This window comes from Azospirillum sp. P4_B5 (assembly GCF_056402275.1).
Window position 1 is genome coordinate 70,322 of record NZ_JBFUHT010000018.1, and the last position, 20,855, is coordinate 91,176.

Here is a 20,855-nt window from a genome sequence, read left to right on the forward strand (position 1 = left end):
CGTTTTCGGAGCGGGCCGTCCCTACGGGGCCGACTGTCGCCGCGGACCAGCCGGTGTGCGGCGTTCATTGCTGATTTTCTCTCGACAACGTCCCTTTTTGGAGCACCACAGCATGGTCAGTGAGAAGGAAACAACGGGCGGCAAGGCGAAGCCGGAAACGGCCGCCGCCCCGGCCCCCACCCCGGCTCCGGAGGCCGTGACGGCCGCCCCCGAAACCGCCAGCACAACCGCCAGCACCTCCGAAGCCGCTCCGGAAGCCACTCCGGCCGCTCCGGTCTCCACCGAGGCGCAGGCGGCGGAGATCATCCGCAAGCACGTGCTGCTGTCCGCGGCGGCGGGCGTCATCCCGCTGAACTTCGTGGACACCGCGGCGCTCGCCGTCGTTCAACTCCGCCTGCTCAAGGAGCTGTCGGAACTGCACGGCGTCGACTTCCGCGGCGACATCGGCCGGTCCGCGGTCGGCACGCTGTTCGCCACGGTCGCCCCGACCGCCCTGGGCGGCAGCCTGCTCGGCTCCATGGCGTTCAACATGGCTCTGCGCTCGGTGCCGGTGATCGGCACGGTGACGCGCCTCGCCACCCAGCCGGCTTTCAACAGCGCCTTCACCTACGCGCTGGGCAAGGTCTTCCAGCAGCACTTCGCGTCGGGGGGCACCTTCCTGACCTTCCAGCCGGAAAAGGTGAAGACCTATTTCCGCGAGAAGTTCGAGGAGGCCCGCCGCCGCAAGGGTGCGACGCCGGAGGCGGCCCCGGTCGCGGCCTGACCGCAGCACCCGGACGCCACCGCGAACCGGGAGGACGGGCGGGGACGCCTCCACGCTTCCCCGCCCCCTTCGGACGCCGTCACTTCTCCGCCCTGCTCCCATTCCAAGGCCGGACGCGCATGCCCCTTGTCCTCGTCATGCTCTATCTCCTCGCCTGTCTGGTGTGCGCCGTCATGGGCCGCAACACCACGATCGGCTTCATCGGCCATTTCCTGCTGGCCCTTTTCCTGACTCCGCCGGTGAACTTCGTGATCCAGGCGGTGGGCCGCCCCAGCACACGGGAACGTGAGAAGATGCTGACGACGAGACCGCGATGACCACGCTCGACCAGTCCGCCGAGGGGAGCGTCGTCGCCCGCGCACCCTTGCCAGAGCGTGCCCGCTTCTGGCTGAAGCGGCACAGCGTGTCGATCTATGCCCTGGCGTTGACCCTGATCCTGGGCTTTCTCGCCATCGCCCCCGCCGTCTTCGTCGAGGTGCCCTCCGGCCATGTCGGCGTGCTGTGGCTGCGCTTCTTCGGCGGCACGGTCACCGACCGGGTCTACAGCGAGGGCACCCACCTGATCTTCCCGTGGGACCGGGTGACGATGTACGACGTGCGCCTGCGCACCGACACCCGCACCTACGAGGCGGTGGCGGCCAACGGCATGTCGATGACGGTGAACGTGGCGCTGCGCTACCGCGTCAACCCGCCCGCCGCCGGTCTGGTCCACAAGCTGGCCGGTGACGATTACGCGGAAAAGCTGGTGCATCCGGAGATCGCCAGCCTCGTCTACGAATTCGTGTCGAAGCACAATCCGGAAAACTTCTACTCGATCAATCGGGCGGACATCCAAGGCTTCCTGCTGCGGGAGGCCCGCCAGCAGTTCCCCACCCCGCCGACCGATCTGCAATCCTTGAAGCTGCCCCCCGGCACGACGGCGGACGATTACAGCTCCGTGATGATCCGGATCGAGGACGTGCTGGTGGCCGGGGTCAGCTTCCCGCCGCTGGTCCGCCAAGCCATCGACCGCAAGATCGAGCAGCAGCAGATCATGGAGGAATACGACTTCCGCATCGCCCGCGAGGCCAAGGAGCGCGACCGCAAGCGGATCGAGGCGGAGGGCGTGCGCGACTTCCAGGACATCGTCGCCCGAAACATCACGCCGGAATATCTGCGCCTGCGCGGCATCGAGGCGACGCGGGCCTTCGCCACGTCATCGAACGCCAAGACGATCATCATCGGCGGACGCGACGGGCTGCCGGTCATCCTGAACACCGGCGACGATGCCAAGTCGAGCACGGTGGCCGGTTCGGCGGCCGGCACAGCCGCCACGCCACCCCACGAGACCGCCGCCAGGGAGACGGATGGGCTCGCCGGGCGCCTGTCCACCCTGGACGAGCCGCCAGCGGAGAACACCGCACCGGAAGCCCCCCCGGACGCCGCCGGGCGCTGACGCCCCGGCGAACCGCCGTTCGAAAAGAGCCGGCTACTCGGCGGCCTCGGCAAGGGTCCGGGCGAAATCGCGCTCCATCTCGTCCAGCAGGCGGACCACCTCCGCCGAGGCCCGCTTCATCTCGGCGGCGTGGCGTTCGGCCTCCATGCGGTTGCCGGCCTGGAGAGCGAGCAGCGTCTCGCGGCCCGACTCATGAACGGTCCGGTGCGGCGTGGCCATGCCCTTGTAGGTGGGCAGGCGCATCGTCCGGGGATCGTTCACGCTGTCGTACCAGCGACCCAGGCGGCAGGAGTGATGGGTGGACAGGTCCGCCGGCAGAAGCGTGCGCTGGCCGCCCACCGCCTCCATGATCTTGTCCACGAAGGCGAGATGGTCCTGCTTGGCGAGACGGACCAGTTCGCCCACCCCGTCGCGGCTCATCCGGTCAACCTCCTCGCGGCCGATCTTGCGCTCGTCGAAGCGGATGTGCAGCCGGTTGTCGTGCCGCGCCACCACCGACCCGCGCAGGGACAGTTTGTAACCGGGAAGCGACACGGTGACCTGCCCGCCGGTGGGCGCCGCCCCCTTCGTCTCGGCGTAGCAGCCGCATTCGGAGATGTCGCGGACCMGCGCCGGCGTCTGGTCCACGCTGCCGTCCAGCAGCACCGGGCGGCGGCGCGTGTGCCGCCGGTTCGCCAGATCGGAAGAGGTGCGGATGGCCCTCGCCAGCAGGGACGGCAGGGTGTCCAGCGCCTCCTGCATGCGGTTGGCGCTCTCGCCGACGGTGTAGGCCACAGTTGTGGCGCGCTGGGTCTCGCCGCCCACGTCGGTCATCCGGGTGGCGATGCCGCGGAAGATACCGGCGACCTCGCCGATGTTGCGGGCGATCTCACGCGAGGCGGAGGACTGTTCCTCCACCGCCGCAGCGATCGAGGAGTTGATCTCCTGCATGGTGGTGATGGTGGTGGCCACGCCGTCCATGCCGGTGATCGCCTGTTCCGCCACCGCCTGGATGGCGCCGACCTTGGCGGCGATCTCGTCCGCCGCCTTGGCCGACTGTCCGGCGAGGTTCTTCACCTCGGTCGCCACCACGGCGAAGCCCTTGCCGGCCTCGCCGGCCCGCGCCGCCTCGATGGTGGCGTTCAGGGCCAGCAGGTTGGTCTGACCGGCGATGGCGCGGATGATGTTCAGGATGCCGCCGATCTCCTGCGCCGCGGTGCTGAGCTGCGCCATGATCTGGCGGGCCTCGCCGCTCTTCTCCACCGCCTCGCCGGCGATCCGGGACGCGCCGCTGACCTGGACCGAGATCTCGCCGACCGCGGCCTGAAGCTGCTCCGCCCCGGCGGCGACGGTCTGGGCAGCGTCCAGCGCCTCCGCCGTGTCGGCGGAGGTGCCGGTGATGCTGTCCTTCACCGTCGCGCAGACGCTGTCCAGATCGCCGACGGTGCGGCGGAGGTCCGCGGTGTAGCTGGCGACGCTGTCCACCACGTCGTTGGCCTCGTGGTCGATGGAATCGACCATCGCGTCCACCGCCTGGAGCCGCTCGTCGATCAGGCGGTCCCAATAGACGGACAGGGCGGCGTCGAGATCCATCAGCACCGCCGACACAACGGCGCGCTGCATGGTCACGATGAAGCCGAGCCGGCTGCCGGTCAGCAGGGTTCCGCCCATGTTCTGCGCCAGGGCGGCCATGATCTCGCCCAGGATGAAGGCGTAGCCGCCGACGTACCAGCTCGGGCTCAGCCCGATGCGGTGGTGGGCGATGCCGACCGCGTGCACCGACTCCTTGTAGCTGTCGTCGAAGCGGCCCTCGAACAGACGGGTCCAGTGCGCGATCTGGGCGCGCTTGGCCCCTTCGACCTGCGCCGGGTTGGCGAACAGGCCGGCCAGTTCGGGCTGGGCCATCGTGCGGGCGTAGAAGCGGTCCAGAATCCCCGGCAGGGCTCTGGCGATGATCGGCAACGCCTGCCGCAGGCTGCCGACCGTTTCCGGTCCCAAATCGAAATAGGCGGTCTTGGTGACGTCAAGGGCGCGCAGGGAGTCCGGCATGGCGAATGTTTGTATTCTGTAATGAACGAACGCCAACCGATAGCATTTCACCCACACCAACGGTATCTCTAAAAGGAATTCGCATGCGACATGCTGTCCCACCTCATGATTAACAGATGGTTTACTTTGCTCAGCGCGCAACATGGACGCAATGAATAAGCCTTGAAATACAAACACTTTCCTCAAGACGGGTGGCAAAAGTCGAAACGGCACCTTCACATTGCATGAATCCAGTGCGTCCCGAGGTTGGCAAAATTATTTGTTACAAATGCGTGGCAAAGGTTACCAATGCGCCGCCTTCCCGGTGTCTCCGGGACGACCCGACGGATTTTCAAGGAGTTTTCGGCCGATGAATCCCCTCCGCACGTTCAGCCTTGCGACGAAGCTGACCATTCTGTGCACATTCGGCCTGATTGCCCTGTCGGGCGCCCTGACCTACGCGACGATTGCCAAAGTCACCGCCAGCATCAGCAAGGACGCGGCGGAGCGGAGGGAGCAGGCCATCACCAACTTCCGGATGCTGCTCGACCAGAAAGGGGCCGAGTACCGGCTCAAGGACGGCGCGCTGTACATCGACGATTTCAAGCTGGACGGCGCGAACGACATCGTCGACACCGTCCGCAGCGTGACCGGCGGCGTGGCCACCATCTTCCGCGGCGACACCCGCGTGGCGACCAACATCCACAACCCGGACGGCAGCCGGGCCGTCGGGACGAAGCTGGCGCGCGGCCCCGTCTACAGCGCCGTCATCGACGGCAAGGAGCCCTTCCGCGGCGAGGCCGACATCCTGGGCGACGCCTATTTCACCGCCTACGACCCGATCGTCGACCAGAACGGCGAGGTCATCGGCGTCCTGTTCGTCGGCTTGAAGAAGAGCGTCGCGCTGCGCGTGCTGGACGAAGTCGTGACCAACATCATCCAGGTGGCGGCGGTCATCACCGTCGGCATGGCCCTGGTGATGCTGGTGGTGGTCCGGCGCCAGTTCCGCACGCTTGACCAGATCCGCGGCACCATGTTCCAACTGGCTGAGGAGCGGTACGAGGTGACGGTGCCCGGCCTGGACCGCCAGGACGAGATCGGCGCCATGGCCAAGACCGTCGAGATCTTCCGCCAGAAGGGCATCGACAACCAGCGCCTGCGCGAGGCGCAGGAGCGCGAGCGCCGCGAAGCCGAGGCCGCCAAGATCGCCGCCCTGGAATCGATGGCCCGCACGGTGGAGCAGGAAACCCGCACCGCCGTGGACCGCGTCGCCGAACGGTCGGTCTCGATGGACAGCAACGCCCAGGCGATGGCCAGTTCGGCCGAGACCGTCTCCGCCAACTCGCAGAGCGTCGCGGCCGCGGCGGAACAGGCGCTGGGCAACGCCCAGGCCGTGGCGGCGGCCACCGACCAGCTCACCGCCTCCATCGCCGAGATCACCGGTCAGGTCACCTTCGCCAGCCAGATCTCCCGCCGCGCGGTGGAAAGCGGCCGCAGGACGGAGGACGTGGTGCTCTCCCTGTCCGAGGCCATCGGGCACATCGGGGAGGTCGCCACCTTCATTCAGGACATCGCCAGCCAGACCAACCTGCTGGCGCTGAACGCGACGATCGAAGCGGCCCGCGCCGGCGAGGCCGGCAAGGGCTTCGCGGTGGTGGCCCAGGAGGTGAAGAACCTCGCCACCCAGACCTCCAAATCGGCGGAGGAGATCTCACGCCAGATCACCGATCTGCAGAGCATGACCGCGGGAGCCGTCGACGCGGTGCAGGACATCGGGCGGACCATCACCGAGATCGACGGCGTCGCCAGCAGCATCGCCAGCGCCATGGACGAGCAGGGGGCGGCGACCAGCGAGATCTCCCGCAACGTCGGCCAGACTGCCGCCGCCGCTCAGGAGGTGTCGTCCCGCATCGCCCATGTGTCGGAGGAGGCGGCGGTGACCGGCAGCCGCGCCGACGAGGTGCGCCGGGTCGCGTCCGACGTGGCGGGAAGCATCGACCAGCTCCGCGAGATGCTGGTGCGTGCCGTGCGCACCGCCACGCCGGAGGTTGACCGCCGCCGCGCTCCGCGGTTCGAGGTCAACCTGTCCTGCACCATCGCCGGGGCGGTGGGATCACTGACGGGACAGCTCACCAACCTGTCGGAGGGCGGCGCCACCATCCGCGGCCTGGACAGGACGCAATTGGGCAGCCGCGGCGTGCTGACCATTCCCGGCTGTGCCGTCTCCATCCCCTTCGTGGTGCTGGGGGGCAAGGAGCAGGACCTGCATGTCCGGTTCGAACTGACTCCGGACGTCGCCGACCGCTTCGCCGCGGACGTCCAACGTCTCACCGCGGGTCTGCACCCGCTGCCGGCGGTCGCCTGAGGCGGAGCGGATCAAGCCCGTAGCCGATCCGCCGGGCTTGACCGCGGAAGCCCTGACGCTACGGCAGTTGCGCCAGCGGACTGCCGAGCGCGCGCAGGTCGCGCGCGTGCATTTGCAGGCCGGGCAGCCATTTGGTGGCGAAGGCCCGAACATCCGGGTCGGTCCCACCCTGGGCCTGCGCGTTGAACAGGGCGATCGACACCTCATGCTCGGCGATCTGCTGCTGCAGATACTGCCGGTCGAACGCGGTTCCCTGAAGCGAGGCCAACGCGTCGGCGACTGCTTGCCGGCCGGGGTCCGGGGCGGTGGGCGGTGTGACGCCCTTGGCTTGGGCGAGCCGGGCCAGTTCCTGGTTGGCTTGGGTGTGGTCGGCGGCGATGCGCCGGCCGAGGTCGCGCACGGTGGCGCTGGATGCCTGCCGCTGGGCCAGCGTGCCCATCGCCACCTCGCCGAAGCCGCCATAGGCCGCCTGGGTCAGAAAGGACTGGTCCGCCACCGTCAGCGTCGAGGAGGCGCCCGACCCGGTGCTTCCCATCTGGGACGCGGAGGCACCGGAACTTCCCATTGGCGGCGCGAGGCCCGGCTCGCTCGTACAGGCGGCGAGCGCAAGGATGGACACGGCGGCAAGGGCCGCGGTTCGCAGCATGGGCATTCCGACCTCCCGATCTACAATCTTGCGTTGGGACACACCGGTCCCCCAACAGCTTCCTGTTCTCCTTGTGCCTGGCAATGAGCGTTTTTACGGGCCCCCTGCCTACAAGGACAGGTTGACCGGTGCCATCCTCATAGGATGGACCGCAGGGAGGCGGGCGGCCCTGTCCGGACGGGCGTGCCCTTGCGGCCGGGCGCCGGTCGCGGAAGGGGCCGTCGCCCCTCCCGGTCACGCAGCGCATGTCCGTGCGGACGTGTCAGCTGCTCTTCTTCAGGAAGGCGATCAGGTCCTTGCGGGCTTGCTCGTTCTTCACGCCGGCGAAGGCCATCTTGTTGCCGGGGACGGTGCCCTTCGGATCGGCCAGGTACTTGTCGAGATTGGCTTCGTCCCAGGCGAGGCCGGCGCCCTTCATCGCGTCGGAATACTTGAAGCTCTCGATGGAGCCCGACGCACGACCGACGACGCCATGCAGGTTCGGGCCGACGCGGTTGGGGCCGCCGGCCTCGATGGTGTGGCAGGCCTTGCACTGATTGAACACCTTCTCGCCCGCATCGGCGTCCTGCGCCGAGGCGATGCCGGGAAGGGCGGCGAACAGGCCGAAGGCCAGAACGGCAACACTACGCTTCATTGCGCTATCCTCGATTTCCAATGCCCAAAAGACAGGCACGGCCACCCAAGACCCGCAGGACGTCCTGCGTTCTTCGCATCGCCACAATCAATATTCGTCGCATCGGCGCGCGGCGTCCGCCGGTCCGTTACTTGGCCACGATCATGACGAGCGGCTCGGGAATCCAGCCGCCACCTCGGCCGGCGTTTTAATCCCCGTATGCTGGTATGCACAATGCCGGGTATGGCCGGGAGACCCCTCCTGCGACAAAATGTCCAGCTCTTTGCGAAAATTTTTCGGGATTAAAATTCACGGTCACTTCAACCGGCAATGAACCAGGGTCGTTCCGGTGGTGTTGGCCTTCTCGATGTCGGTGTCGCGCAGGTCGGCGCCCGACAGATTGCAATTGGTCAGATCCGCCCCGGCCAGACGCGCTCCCCGCAGGTCGGCGCCGCGAATGTCGCTGTCAGCCAGCTGGGCGCCGCACAGATTGGTCGGCCACATACGCCCGGTGGGTTGGCCGTTGGCCGCCAGCAGCTCGATGGCCCGCATCACCGCGTTGCGCATCATGGCGCGGGTCAGGTCGCAGCCCTCGAAGCTGGCCCCGGACAGTTCCGAATTCTCGAAACAGGCTTCTCGCATGCGGCAACCGGGAAACTGGGCGATCTGCAGCTTGCTGTCCCGGAAGCTCGCCCGCGTGAAATCGCAATTGCGGAAGATTGCCCCGCTCAGGTCGCAGCCATCGAAGTCGGTTCCGACGAAGGCCCCGTCCGACACGTCGAACCGCTTGCCCTGCTTGCCGTTGCTGTTGATCCACCGCACATGGCCGTCCAGCCCCTCCCGGATTTCCGGCGGAAAGTCGGACTGGTTGCGGTGGTAGATGGCGCCCATCATCCGCGCCTCCGCCCAGTCGGCGGTGGCCATGGCGACGTTGCGCAGCTCGGCGTCGCGCAGGTCGGCGCCCTGGAAGGTGGCCCCGGCGACAGAGGCGTTGTTCAGGATGGCGCCCTTCAGCTTCGCCATACTGAAATCGGCGCCGCGCAGATCCGCGCCGCTGAGGTTGGCGCCGAACAGAGCGGCGTTGCTGAAATCCGCCCCCTCCAGACTGGCGCGGGTCAGGTTGGCGCCCGTCAGATCGGCGTCGGTGAAATTCGCGTTGACCAGGACGGCTTCCCGCAGCGCCGCCTCCTGGCGGGCCTTGCGCCGGTCCTTCCACAGCACGAGCTGGCCGGGACGGAGATCCGCCCGCTCGAACAGGGTGTTGCGCAGGCAGGCCTTGGTGAAGTTGGCGCCGCGCATGTCCGCCCCGACCAGCGAGGCTTCCCGCAGGTCGGCGGACACGAAGCTGGCACCGAACAGATCCGCCCCGTCGAAGTTGCAGCGCCGGAGAACGCTGCGCCGGAAATTCGCCCCGGTCAGGATGGCGTCCGACAGGAGCAGCCCCGACAGGTCGAAGCCGGTCAGGTCCGCCGCCTTCATCTGAAGACGCAGGCCGTTCGGGCGCGCGGCCAAGTAGAGCCGGTGGGCTCTGATGGCCTGCGCCAGATCCTCCAGGTTCAGGTCCGCTCCATCGCCCGGCCCGCTTGTCGGGGCAACGCTCATCCAGGTCCCCCGCACCCCTATGGTCGACTCCACGCCCGCTCCGTGGAGATTGGCAAGCTTACGCGAAAAATTACTTGAAAAATTATTAATAACCCCGCATATCGTCACATGCCGACCGTGAGTTCGTCCCGCAGACTCCAGTCGATGCGAAGCAAAGACGGCCCAGCAGCGCGCAATTCACACTATTCCATATCGAAGCTAAGGAATAGATACGCCCTCTTTCGGGGTGTGCTCACTCCGATGGGTATAACCTGTTGGAGGTATTTGACCTTTTCTCCCTTAATTGCCTCACCCCTCCGTGCTACTCGTCCTGGTCAGCCTCGCCGGCATCCGACGCCTCCGCTCGGGTTTCGGCGGCGGGCGGGATGCGCGTCTCATCGATGCCGTCCCGGCACCGCAGCCGGCAAAACGACAAGAGGGAAAAGGGATGACCAACCCGATCAACAGGTCACCACAGGCCCGGACGGATGGGACATTGACCGCCGATGCCGCTCCCATCCGTGTCCTGGTCGTCGAGGATGAGACGATCGTCGCCATGTATTTGACCGATATGTTGGAGGAGTTGTCCTACGAGGTCTGCGGCGTCGCCGCCAACGCTGCCGACGCGTTGAAGATCGCGGAACGGGAACGCCCCGCGCTGGCGCTGGTGGACATCGGCCTTGCCGGGCCGCAGGACGGCATCGAGACGGCGCAGGCGCTGCGCGAACGCTTCTCCGTCGGCAGCATCTTCATGTCCGGGGCCAGCGACCCTGTCCTGCTGGAGCGCGCCCGCGCCGCCGGCTCCCACGGTTTCATCCAGAAGCCCTACGACGAGCGCCAGCTGAAGACTCTGTTGAACAACGCCGCCCCCCAGTATTAGCCCCCGCCGCCTTCCGTTTGCCGTCCCGTGGCTGCGCCGCTCAGGCACGCGGCCATTCCGGCGTTCCGCCGGGCGCGCTGCCAAACCTGCGCGAAGGGGCATCCGAGACACAGGCCAGAACTTTCTTCCAGGACTTTCTCAGGGACCATCGCGTCATGACGATGACCGACGCTCACGACCGGCTTTCCCCCCAGCTTCTCCTGCGCGCGTTGCGCCAGTTCCGCAAGGGCGACTTCTCCGTGCGCCTGCCGCTCGACCTGGACGGGCTGGACGGCGAGATCGCCGCCGCCTTCAACGACGTGGTGGAGATGAACGAAGCCCTGGTGGAGGACGTCGGCCGGGTCAGCGTCGCCATCGGCAAGGAGGGGCGCATCGGCCAGCGCGTCCGCCTGCCCACCGCCTCGGGGGGCTGGGGCGACTGCGTGGACAGCGTCAACGCCATGGTCGCCGACCTGACCCAGCCGACCCGGGAGATGGCCCGCGTCATCGGCGCGGTCGCCAAGGGCGACCTGTCGCAATCGATGCCGCTGGAGGTCGACGGGCGTCCGCTCCAGGGCGACTTCCTGCACACCGCCCGGACCGTCAACCGGATGGTCGAGCAGCTCGTCACCGTGACCGCGGAGCTGACGCGGGTCGCCCGCGAGGTCGGCATCGAGGGCAAGCTGGGAGAGCAGGCCCAGGTGAAGGACGTCGCCGGCACCTGGAAGGACCTCACCGACAACGTCAACCTGATGGCCGCCAACCTGACGGCCCAGGTCCGCAATATCGCCGACGTCACCACGGCGGTGGCGAAGGGCGACCTGTCGCGCAAGATCACCGTGGACGTGAAGGGCGAGATCCGCGAGCTGAAGGACACCATCAACACGATGGTCGACCAGCTCAACAGCTTCGCCTCGGAAGTCACCCGCGTCGCCCGCGAGGTCGGCAGCGAGGGCAAGCTCGGCGGGCAGGCCCAGGTGAAGGGTGTCGCCGGAACCTGGAAGGACCTCACCGACAACGTCAACCTGCTGACCGGCAACCTGACCAATCAGGTCCGCAACATCGCCGACGTGACGACCGCCGTCGCCAACGGCGACCTGTCGCGCAAGATCACCGTGGACGTGAAGGGCGAGATCCGCGAGCTGAAGGACACCATCAACACGATGGTCGACCAGCTCAACAGCTTCGCCAGCGAGGTCACCCGCGTCGCCCGCGAGGTCGGCACCGAAGGAAAGCTGGGCGGACAGGCCCAGGTGAAGGGTGTGGGCGGCACCTGGAAGGACCTCACCGACAACGTCAACGCGATGGCGACCAACCTGACCAGCCAGGTCCGCAACATCGCGGAGGTCACGACCGCGGTGGCGAAGGGCGACCTGTCGCGCAAGATCACCGTCGACGTGAGGGGCGAGATCCTGGAGCTGAAGGACACCATCAACACGATGGTCGACCAGCTCAACAGCTTCGCCTCGGAAGTCACCCGCGTCGCCCGCGAGGTCGGCAGCGAGGGCAAGCTGGGCGGGCAGGCCCAGGTGAAGGGTGTCGCCGGCACCTGGAAAGACCTCACCGACAACGTCAACCTGCTGACCGGCAACCTGACCAATCAGGTCCGCAACATCGCCGACGTGACGACCGCCGTCGCCAACGGCGACCTGTCGCGCAAGATCACCGTGGACGTGAAGGGCGAAATCCTGGAGCTGAAGGACACCATCAACACGATGGTCGACCAGCTCAACAGCTTCGCCAGCGAGGTCACCCGCGTGGCGCGCGAGGTCGGCACCGAGGGCAAGCTGGGCGGTCAGGCCCAGGTGAAGGGCGTCGCCGGCACCTGGAAGGACCTCACCGACAACGTGAACATGATGGCCGCCAACCTGACCGGTCAGGTGCGTGGCATCGCCGAGGTGGTGACGGCGGTCGCCGAGGGCAACCTGAAGCGCAAGCTGACCGTGGCGGCGCGCGGCGAGATCGCGGCGCTGGCCGACACCATCAACGGCGTGATCGAGACGCTGGCCATCTTCGCCGATCAGGTCACCAACGTAGCGCGCGAGGTCGGCATCGAAGGCAAGCTGGGCGGTCAGGCCAAGGTTCCCGGCGCCACCGGCGTGTGGGGCGACCTGACCGACAACGTGAACCAGCTCGCCGCCAACCTGACCACCCAGGTCCGCGCCATCGCCGAGGTGGCGACCGCGGTGACCAAGGGCGACCTCACCCGCTCCATCGCCGTCGAGGCGTCGGGCGAGGTGGCGGCGCTCAAGGACAACATCAACGAGATGATCCGCAACCTGCGCGACACGACGCAGAAGAACGCGGAACAGGATTGGCTGAAGACCAACATCGCCAAATTCACCCGGATGCTCCAGGGCGAGCGCGATCTGGTCACCGTCACCAACATGATCCTGTCGGAGATCGCGCCGCTGGTGAACGCCCAGCACGGCGTCCTCTACGTCACCAGCCGCGACGGCGACGAGCCGGTCCTCGATCTGGTCGCCAGCTACGCCCTGAAGGAGCGCGACGGGCTGGGCACCCGCTTCACGCTGAAGCAGGGTCTGGTCGGCCAGTGCGCCCACGAGAAGAAGCCGATCCTGCTGACCAACGTGCCGAAGGACTATGTGCGCATCAGCTCCGGCCTCGGCGAAGCGGCGCCGCTGAACATCATCGTCCTGCCCGTGCTGTTCGAGAATGAGGTGAACGCCGTGCTGGAGCTGGCCTCCTTCGGCCATTTCAGCGAGACGCACCGCACCTTCCTGGAACAGCTGACGGAAAGCATCGGGATCGTCCTCAACACCATCGCCACCAACATGCGGACCGAAGGGCTGCTCAAGCAGTCGCAGCGCCTGACCGCCGAGTTGCAGAGCCAACAGGAGGAGCTGAAGACCACCAACGAGCGGCTCGAGCACCAGGCCGCCTCGCTCCGCCAGTCGGAGGAACTGCTGATGGCCCAGCAGGAAAAGCTGCGCCAGACCAACGAGGCGCTGGAGGAGAAGGCGGAGCAGCTCTCCCTCACCTCCAAATACAAGTCGCAGTTCCTGGCGAACATGAGCCACGAGCTGCGCACCCCGCTGAACAGCCTGCTGATCCTGTCCAAACTGCTGTCCGACAACGGCGACCACAACCTGACCCCCCGGCAGGTGGAGTTCGCCCGCACCATCAACGCCGCCGGCTCCGACCTGCTGAACCTGATCAACGACATCCTCGACCTGTCGAAGATCGAATCCGGCACGGTCACGCTGGAGATCGGCGCGGTGGTGCTCGACGACCTGCGCGGCCATGTCGAGCGCACCTTCGCCCAGCTGGCCGAGGAGAAGGGGCTGCGCTTCGACATCGACATGACCCCGCCGCTGCCCGCGGCCATCCAGACCGACCAGAAGCGGCTGGAGCAGGTGCTGAACAACCTGCTGTCCAACGCCTTCAAGTTCACCGAAACCGGCGGAGTCACCTTCCGGGTCGGGTTGGCCGGCGAGGGCTGGAGCGCCGCCCACCCCGTGCTGAACGCGGCGGAGGGGGTGCTGGCCTTCACCGTCGTCGACACCGGCATCGGCATCCCCGAGAACAAGCAGCGCATCATCTTCGAGGCGTTCCAGCAGGCCGACGGCACGACCAGCCGCAAATACGGCGGCACCGGCCTTGGCCTGTCGATCAGCCGCGAGATCGCCCGCCTGTTGGGCGGCGAGATCCGCGTGCAGAGCGAGTCCGGGGCGGGCAGCGCCTTCACGCTCTACGTGCCGATGGCGTTCGACGTCGCCCGTTACGGCGACCCGGCGCCGAAGCTGGCTCCCTTCCCCACGCCGACGCGGCCCATCGTGGTGCCGGGGCCGGAGGAGCGGCTGGCGCTGCCGCAGCACCCCCCCGTCGCCGACGACCGCGAGCGCATCCGCCCCGGCGACCCGGTGGTGCTGATCGTCGAGGACGACGTGAAGTTCGCCTCGATCCTGGTCGATCTGGCGCGGGAGAAGGGCTTCAAGGCGATCCTTTCCCACGCCGGAAGCCCGGCCATGCCGATGGCCCGCAAATACCGTCCGGACGCGGTGATGCTGGACATCGGCCTGCCGGACATCGACGGCTGGGCACTGCTCGACCTGCTGAAGCGCGACCCGCACACCCGCCACATCCCGGTCCACGTCATCTCCGCCAAGGAGGAACGGCGCCGCGGCCTCGCCATGGGCGCCTTCGACTACACCGAGAAGCCGGCCGACCGCGAAGCGATTTTCGCAGCCCTCGCCAAGGTTAAGGGCTTCGTGGAACGCCACCAGCGCCGGCTGCTGATCGTCGAGAAGCTGCCCAACCCGGACACCGGCGGCATCGCCGGCCTGATCGACCACGACAACGGGGGGGACGACATCGCCATCAGCACCGTCACCTCCGCCGAGGCCGCCCGCACCCTGCTGGCGCAGGAGCGGTTCGACTGCATGGTGCTCGACTTGACAATCCCCCAGCCCAGCGATTTCGAGCTGATCGACAGCCTGCGCACCCGCGATTCCACCGCCTGGATGCCGGTCGTCGCCTATGTCAGCGACGCCATCGCGCCGGAGGACGAGGCGCGGCTGCGCCGGTTGGCCGAAACGGTGGTGCTGCGCAGCGTCCATTCCCCGGACTCGCTGCTCGACGAGACGGCGCTGTTCCTGCACCGCGCGGTGGACCGGCTGCCCGACGACAAGCGCAGCGCGCTCGACCAGATCCGGCAGCGCGACCCGGTTCTGGCGGGGCGCAAGGCGCTGATCGTGGACGACGATTTCCGCAACATCTTCTCGCTCGCCAGCGTCCTGGAGGCCCACGACATGACGGTGCTGCACGCCGAAAGCGGGCCGGAGGGGCTGGAGCTGCTGAAGGCGCACCCCGACCTGGACGTGGCTCTGGTCGACATCATGATGCCGCTGATGGACGGCTATCAGACCATCCGGGAAATCCGCGCCACCGCAGCCGGGCGCGGCCTGCCAGTGATCGCCGTCACCGCCAAGGCGATGAAGGGCGACCGCGAGAAATGCATCGAGGCGGGGGCGACCGACTATCTCGCCAAGCCGGTGGACATCGATCACCTGCTGTCGCTGCTGCGGGTCTGGGCCGGACGCCGGCAGGACGACGACGCAGGGCACAACAATGCCGGACGGGAGTGAGGAGAAGCCCATGCCCCACACTCAGATGCCCGCCAGCTTCACCGAGATCGAGGACGCCACACTGCCGCCGCCGGAGGTCCGCGTGCTCGTCGTGGACGACGATCCGCGGAACCTGCTGGCGATGCGGGAAACGTTGGCCGACCTGGACGCCACGGTGATCCTCGCCCGCTCCGGCGAGGAGGCGCTGAAGCGCGTGCTCGACCAGGATTTCGCGGCAATCCTTATGGACGTCCACATGCCGGGCATGGACGGCTACGAAACGGCGGAGCTGATCCGCAACCGCCGCAAGTCGCGTCACATCCCCATCCTGTTCCTGACCGCCATCAACAAGGACGAGATGCACATCTTCCGCGGCTATTCCGCGGGAGCGGTCGATTACATGTTCAAGCCGGTGGACCCGGTCATCCTGCGCAGCAAGGTCACCGTCTTCGTCGAGCTGTACCGCAAGACGGAGGAGGTCAAGCGCCAGGCAGCATTGCGCGAGCGGCTGATGGCCGAGAACTACCGCGTGCGCGCCGAGAAGCTGGAGGCCGAACAGGCGCTCCGCCGGTCGGAGGAGCGGCAGGCGATGATCGCCCGCTCCCTACCGATCCTGCTCTACACCGCCGGGCCGGAGCGCGGCACGCCCTTCCGCTACGTCACCGAGAATGTCGAGGCGCTGTTCGGCTTCCCCGCCGAGCGCTTCCTGACGGACGGCGGTTTTTGGGAATCGCGCCTGCATCCGGACGACCGCGAGCGCGCCGCCGTCCAGTTCGAGGCGATGCGGCAGGGCGGCGTGTCCACCGTCGAATACCGCTGGCGCGCCGCCGACGGGCAGTACCGCACGCTTCTGGAGAAGGCGATGCTGCTGCCGGGCGAGGACGGACGGCCGCCGGAACTCTGCGGCACGGTGCTGGACGTCACCGACACGCGCGAGCTTCAGCTGCAGCTCGCCCATGTCCAGAAGATGGAGACCATCGGCCAGTTGACCGGGGGCATCGCCCACGACTTCAACAACATGCTGACCGTGGTCATCGGCAGCCTGGAGCGGCTGGGCCGCATGACCTTCGACGACCCCAAGGCGGGGCGGCGGGTGGAGATGGCCCTTCAGGCGTCGCTGCGCTGCTCCGACCTGACGCGGCGGCTGCTCGCCTTCGCACGGCGCCAGCAGCTCCACCCCGAGAGCGTGGACATGGAGGCGCTGGTCCGCAACATGGGCGAGCTGATGGAGCGCACGCTGGGCTCGGCGATCACCGTCGAAATCGACAGCGCGCCGTCCCTGTGCCCGGCGCTGGTCGACCGCACGCAGGCGGAGTCGGCCCTGCTGAACCTCGTCATCAACGCGCGCGACGCCATGCCGGCGGGCGGCACGCTGACCATCGCCACCGCGATGGTGGAGGCCGGGGAGGGCGACGCAGAGTTGCGCCCCGGACGCTATGTGCGGATGACGGTGACCGACACCGGCTGCGGCATGCCGCCGGATGTCCTGGCCCGCGCCTTCGAGCCCTTCTTCACCACCAAGGAGATCGGCAAGGGAACCGGGCTGGGGCTCAGCATGATCCATGGCTTCGTGAAGCAGTCGGGCGGGCTGATCCGGGTGGAGAGCGAACCGGGCCGCGGCACCTCCTTCCACCTTCATCTGCCCTGCGCGCCGGCCGCCGTCCGCTTGGCGAAGACGCCGGAGGAAATCGAGGACAGCGGTCCGCTGCCCGGCCAGGGCGAAGTGATCCTGGTGGTGGACGACGACCGCGACGTGCGTCAGGTCGCCGTCCTGACCCTCCAGGATCTCGGTTACACCGTGGTCGAGGCGGAGAACGGGCCGGAGGCGCTGGCCGTGCTGGCCGGCGTGCCGCGGGTGGACCTGTTGTTCACCGACGTGGTGATGCCCGGCGGCATGAACGGGCTGGAACTGGCCCAGGAGGCGCAGCGCCGATATCCGGCCTTGAAGGCGCTCTATGCCTCCGGCTACGCCCATGGCGTGGCCGGCGGGCTGAGCGGCGAGGGGCTGAGTGCCGAGTTCCTGATCAAGCCCTACCGCGACCGCGATCTCGCCCGCGCCGTCCGCAAGGCGCTGTGCGGCGCCGTGGCTGATGCCTTCCCGGAGTTGAAGAGCGCCTGACGATTCCCATCTTCGTCGAAGGTCATTGTCGCCCTTTTGCCCCAACCTTGAGCGGGGCCGCGGTGTTCAGATGACCGTCGCGTTGCAATAAAGGAGTAGCCGACGTGTCCGCTGTCCGCCTGTCCGGGATTCGCTTCGCCTCGGTCCTGTGCCTTGGCCTGTCCGTCGCCCTTCCCCTGACGTCCGCGCCCGCCACGGCGCAGGTGTTCACCCAGGGCGGTTACGGCGCGCCGACCCAGACCGCTCCCCAGCCCAACGGCGGAAACACCACCTTCGGCATCGACAACGACCTGCTGGGCAAGCTGGGCGGGGCCGCCGTGGGAGCGCTCGCCGGATCGCAGATCGGCAAGGGCTCGGGCAACCTGCTGGCCATCGGCGCCGGTGGCCTGCTCGGCTACTTCGCCGGCGGCTATCTGATGGAGCAGTTGAGCCCCGGCAGCCGAAACGCGGTGCAGAGCGCGGAGACCCGCGCGCTCGACGCGCCGGTCGGCCAGACCATCCGCTGGAACAGTCCGGACAGCGCGAACACCGGCGGCACCATCACCCCGATCCGCGCTGGACGCGATTCCGCCGGGCGGGAGTGCAAGGAATTCCAGCACAAGGTGACCATCGACGGCCGCCAGGAATCCGCCACCGGCACCGCCTGCCGCGGCGACGACGGCCAGTGGCGCCTCGCCGCGAATCCCTGATCGGTTTTGGACCGCGACTGCGGTCCCGGTCGCCCATGCGACCGAAGCCCGTCGGCGAATGAGACGATATGAGTCTGAAGCGAACGGACGTTCGCTTCAGAGGCCGGCCTTCACGCCGACGGTGTGGACCAGCACCGTCATCGTGTCGGTCGGCACCTCCACCGTCACGGGAACGACGCGCCCGCTCTCCGGCGCGCGGGCGAACCACACCGTCGCCTTGCGCTCGACCCCTTCAGCGAAGAAGCGGTCCCGGTCGCGGTCGCCCTGGAAGCCGGCCACCGGGCGGACCGTGACCGCGCAGACCTCCGCCGTTCCCGTGGCGATGCGGTAGCGCGACGACGGCAGGTCGCCCTTGCCTTGCGGCGTCATGATGATGTCGTAGCGGCGGCGCCCGTCATAGACGGGATAGCGTCCGCCGCAGCCGCCCGCCCGGCTGGCGGTCAGGATCACCGCCGCCCCGGCGCTCAACGGATCGATGCTGCCCCGGCGGCTGTCCGGCGGCACCCGCGCCGCCTTGTCGGGGCTGAGCGGCGGGTCGGCCGTCACGTCCACCCCGTCGGGGCCGAAGGACAGGGTCATGATGTCCATCTTGCGGCGCAGACGCCGCTCGCCGCGGAAGCGGTCCGGCTCGGCGGTGCCCGCCTCCAGCCGTCCGGCGGACTCGGCGTGGTAGCGGAAATTGGTGAAGAGGCCGAGCCAGGGCACCGCTTCCGCCTCCAGCGCCGCCCGGTAGCGGCTGGCGGACCCCTCCGCCTCCTCCGTCAGCACGACGCTGCCGCGCGCCAGCGAGACGCCGCCGCCATAGGCGGCGACCAGATCCTGATACTCGGGGTGGCGCTGGATGTATTTGGCCACGAAGGGGCAGACCGGCACAACCTTCTGCCCGCTGGAGCGCGCGTCCTCCAGCGCGCCGCGCGCGAGCGCGGAGCCGATGCCCTGTCCGGCCATGCTCTCCGGAACCTCCGTGTGGGTGAAGACGATGGCCCCGTCGCGCGTCTCGTACTCCACCACCGCGGTGGCGTCGCCCACGGTCAGTTCGTAACGGTTCCTGGCCGCGTTGTTCTTCACGTCTCCGCTCATTCCCCACCCTTTCCCTTGTCGTCGAAGCCGATCACCACCCCCTCGTCGGGCCGCAGGCGAAGGATGCCGGACACCGGTTCCCCGCCGCGGTCGAGATGTGTGGACAGCCGGATATGGGCAGCGTCCGGCACCGCGTCCACCATCCGCTCCGCCGCCGACAGGTTCAGCAGGACGCGGAAGCGGCCGGTTCCATGACGGCGCTCGTAGACCAGGACGTCGTCCTCCGCCGACACCGGATCGTACCGGCCGACCGACAAAGCCGGCTCCGCCCGCCGCAGCGCCAGCAGGGCGCGGTGGAGCGACAGCATGGAGGACGGGTCGGCCGCCTGCGCCGCCACGTTCACCCGGTCATGGTCGGGACCGAGCGGCAGCCAGGGCTCGCCCGTCGTGAAACCGGCTTGCGGGCCGCCGTCCCAGGGGATCGGCGTGCGCACCGGATCGCGGCCCAACCCGAGGCCGGGGATGTTCTTCTCCCACGGGTCCTGCACGCGGTCCGGCGGGATGGCCACGTCGGTCATCCCGATCTCGTCGCCCTGGTAGAGCGTCGGCGTGCCGCGCAGGGTCAGCAGCAGCATGGCCGCCACCCGCGCCTGGCCCGTCCCCAGCCGGCTCGCCACGCGGGAACGGTCGTGGTTGCCGAGCACCCAGTTCGGCCAGCCGCCGGGCGGCAGGGCGGCCTCGTAGGTGCGGATCAGGGCGGCCAGCGCCTTCGCCTCCCACGGGGTGGACAGCAGATGGAAGTTGAAGGGAAGCTGGAAGCCCGTCAGGTCGGCGCCGTAATAGGCCATGAGCTGGTCGATGGGCAGATAGGCCTCCCCGATCAGCAGCCGGTCGGGGCCGGACCCGTCCGCCACCCGGCGCATGGCGGCGATGGCGTCGTGCACCTCCGGCTGGTCGACGGTGTGGAGGCGGATCACCCGCCGCACCGGCGACATGCCCTCCCGCCAGCCGGGGTTCGGCGGGTTGTCGCGGAACCGCGCATCCTTGATCAGGTGATGGATGGCGTCGACCCGGAAGCCGTCCACCCCGCGGTCGAACCAGACGCGCAGCGCGTCGAGCATGGCCTCGCGCAGCGCCGGGTTGCGCCAGTTGAGGTCCGGCTGCTCCTTCAGATAGGCGTGGTAATAATATTGGCCGGTCGCCGCGTCCCATTCCCAGGCGCTGCCCCCGAACTCCGACAGCCAGTTGTTGGGCGGCCCGCCATCGGGGGCGGGATCGCGCCAGATGTACCAGTCCCGCTTCGGATCGTCGCGGGAGGAGCGGCTGGCCTGAAACCACGGATGCTGGTCGGAGCTGTGGTTGGGCACGAAATCCAGGATCAGCTTCATGCCCCGGCGGTGCAACTCCGCCAGCAGCCGGTCGAAATCCTCCATCGTCCCGAACAGCGGGTGGACGCCCGTGTAGTCCGACACGTCGTAGCCGAAATCGGCCATCGGCGACGGGTAGATCGGGGACACCCACAGCGCGTCCACCCCGAGCCTTTCGAGATGGTCGAGCCGGGCCAGGATACCCGGCAGGTCCCCCACCCCGTCGCCGTTCGAATCCTGGAAGGAGCGCGGGTAGACCTGATAGATCACCCCGCTTTGCCACCACGCGAAGCCGTCCGCCATG

The 20,855-nt window shown here is 68.1% G+C and carries 14 protein-coding genes; 8 read left to right on the top strand and 6 right to left on the bottom strand.

Translation table 11 applies throughout. The features are described 5' to 3' along the window. The first annotated feature begins 112 nt into the window (after nucleotides 1–112). From AC1DVI_RS15355 to AC1DVI_RS15365, 3 genes are all read left to right on the top strand, one after another. On the top strand, nucleotides 113–763 hold the full coding sequence (locus AC1DVI_RS15355) for a YcjF family protein (RefSeq protein WP_476958683.1): 651 nt from the start codon (nucleotides 113–115) through the stop codon (nucleotides 761–763). Nucleotides 764–882: 119 nt separating this feature from the next. Beyond that, entirely contained in the window at nucleotides 883–1,080 is a 198-nt protein-coding gene (locus AC1DVI_RS15360; RefSeq protein ID WP_040136327.1) for a hypothetical protein, read from the top strand. After that, nucleotides 1,077–2,198 carry a prohibitin family protein gene (locus AC1DVI_RS15365; protein WP_476958684.1) on the top strand — a complete coding sequence of 374 codons (1,122 nt, stop codon included), beginning with the start codon at nucleotides 1,077–1,079 and terminating at the stop codon, nucleotides 2,196–2,198. The genes AC1DVI_RS15360 and AC1DVI_RS15365 overlap by 4 nt, the downstream gene beginning before the upstream one ends. A 33-nt stretch (nucleotides 2,199–2,231) precedes the next feature. On the opposite strand, the gene AC1DVI_RS15370 is transcribed toward AC1DVI_RS15365, so the two are convergent. Continuing rightward, on the bottom strand, nucleotides 2,232–4,226 hold the full coding sequence (locus AC1DVI_RS15370; protein WP_476958685.1) for a methyl-accepting chemotaxis protein: 1,995 nt from the start codon (nucleotides 4,224–4,226) through the stop codon (nucleotides 2,232–2,234). A 349-nt stretch (nucleotides 4,227–4,575) separates the two neighbouring features. Between AC1DVI_RS15370 and AC1DVI_RS15375 the strand changes: the two genes are divergently transcribed. Further along, complete coding sequence (locus AC1DVI_RS15375; protein ID WP_476958686.1) at nucleotides 4,576–6,570, top strand: methyl-accepting chemotaxis protein; 1,995 nt, start codon at nucleotides 4,576–4,578, stop codon at nucleotides 6,568–6,570. A gap of 58 nt (nucleotides 6,571–6,628) precedes the next feature. On the opposite strand, the gene AC1DVI_RS15380 is transcribed toward AC1DVI_RS15375, so the two are convergent. The 3 genes from AC1DVI_RS15380 to AC1DVI_RS15390 all read right to left on the bottom strand — a co-directional run bounded on the left by AC1DVI_RS15380 (nucleotide 6,629) and on the right by AC1DVI_RS15390 (nucleotide 9,431). Beyond that, nucleotides 6,629–7,222: a DUF4142 domain-containing protein gene (locus AC1DVI_RS15380; protein WP_476958687.1), complete on the bottom strand. Its 594-nt coding sequence runs from the start codon at nucleotides 7,220–7,222 to the stop codon at nucleotides 6,629–6,631. A gap of 256 nt (nucleotides 7,223–7,478) precedes the next feature. Continuing rightward, nucleotides 7,479–7,850, bottom strand: coding sequence for a c-type cytochrome (locus tag AC1DVI_RS15385; RefSeq protein ID WP_476958688.1), 372 nt, complete (start codon nucleotides 7,848–7,850; stop codon nucleotides 7,479–7,481). Nucleotides 7,851–8,144: 294 nt separating this feature from the next. Beyond that, nucleotides 8,145–9,431, bottom strand: coding sequence for a pentapeptide repeat-containing protein (locus AC1DVI_RS15390; protein WP_476958689.1), 1,287 nt, complete (start codon nucleotides 9,429–9,431; stop codon nucleotides 8,145–8,147). A 427-nt stretch (nucleotides 9,432–9,858) separates the two neighbouring features. On the opposite strand from AC1DVI_RS15390, the gene AC1DVI_RS15395 reads away from it, so the two are divergent. The 4 genes from AC1DVI_RS15395 to AC1DVI_RS15410 all read left to right on the top strand — a co-directional run bounded on the left by AC1DVI_RS15395 (nucleotide 9,859) and on the right by AC1DVI_RS15410 (nucleotide 18,164). Next, the gene (locus AC1DVI_RS15395; RefSeq protein WP_149163814.1) at nucleotides 9,859–10,290 is read left to right on the top strand and encodes a response regulator; all 432 of its coding nucleotides are present in this window, start codon (nucleotides 9,859–9,861) and stop codon (nucleotides 10,288–10,290) included. 155 nt (nucleotides 10,291–10,445) lie between these two features. After that, nucleotides 10,446–15,377, top strand: a complete 4,932-nt coding sequence (locus AC1DVI_RS15400; RefSeq protein WP_476958690.1) for a HAMP domain-containing protein — start codon at nucleotides 10,446–10,448, stop codon at nucleotides 15,375–15,377. 10 nt (nucleotides 15,378–15,387) lie between these two features. Continuing rightward, nucleotides 15,388–17,475 (top strand): response regulator, encoded by a 2,088-nt coding sequence (locus AC1DVI_RS15405; RefSeq protein WP_476958691.1) that lies wholly within the window; start codon nucleotides 15,388–15,390, stop codon nucleotides 17,473–17,475. A gap of 104 nt (nucleotides 17,476–17,579) precedes the next feature. Then, nucleotides 17,580–18,164 carry an RT0821/Lpp0805 family surface protein gene (locus tag AC1DVI_RS15410; protein ID WP_476958692.1) on the top strand — a complete coding sequence of 195 codons (585 nt, stop codon included), beginning with the start codon at nucleotides 17,580–17,582 and terminating at the stop codon, nucleotides 18,162–18,164. Nucleotides 18,165–18,260: 96 nt separating this feature from the next. Here AC1DVI_RS15410 and AC1DVI_RS15415 read toward each other — a convergent pair whose 3' ends face one another. Then, nucleotides 18,261–19,244, bottom strand: a complete 984-nt coding sequence (locus AC1DVI_RS15415; RefSeq protein ID WP_476958693.1) for an N-acetyltransferase — start codon at nucleotides 19,242–19,244, stop codon at nucleotides 18,261–18,263. Next, nucleotides 19,241–20,854 (bottom strand): alpha-amylase family glycosyl hydrolase, encoded by a 1,614-nt coding sequence (locus AC1DVI_RS15420; protein WP_476958694.1) that lies wholly within the window; start codon nucleotides 20,852–20,854, stop codon nucleotides 19,241–19,243. Before AC1DVI_RS15420 ends, AC1DVI_RS15415 begins: the two co-directional genes overlap by 4 nt. Nucleotide 20,855: the final 1 nt, after the last annotated feature.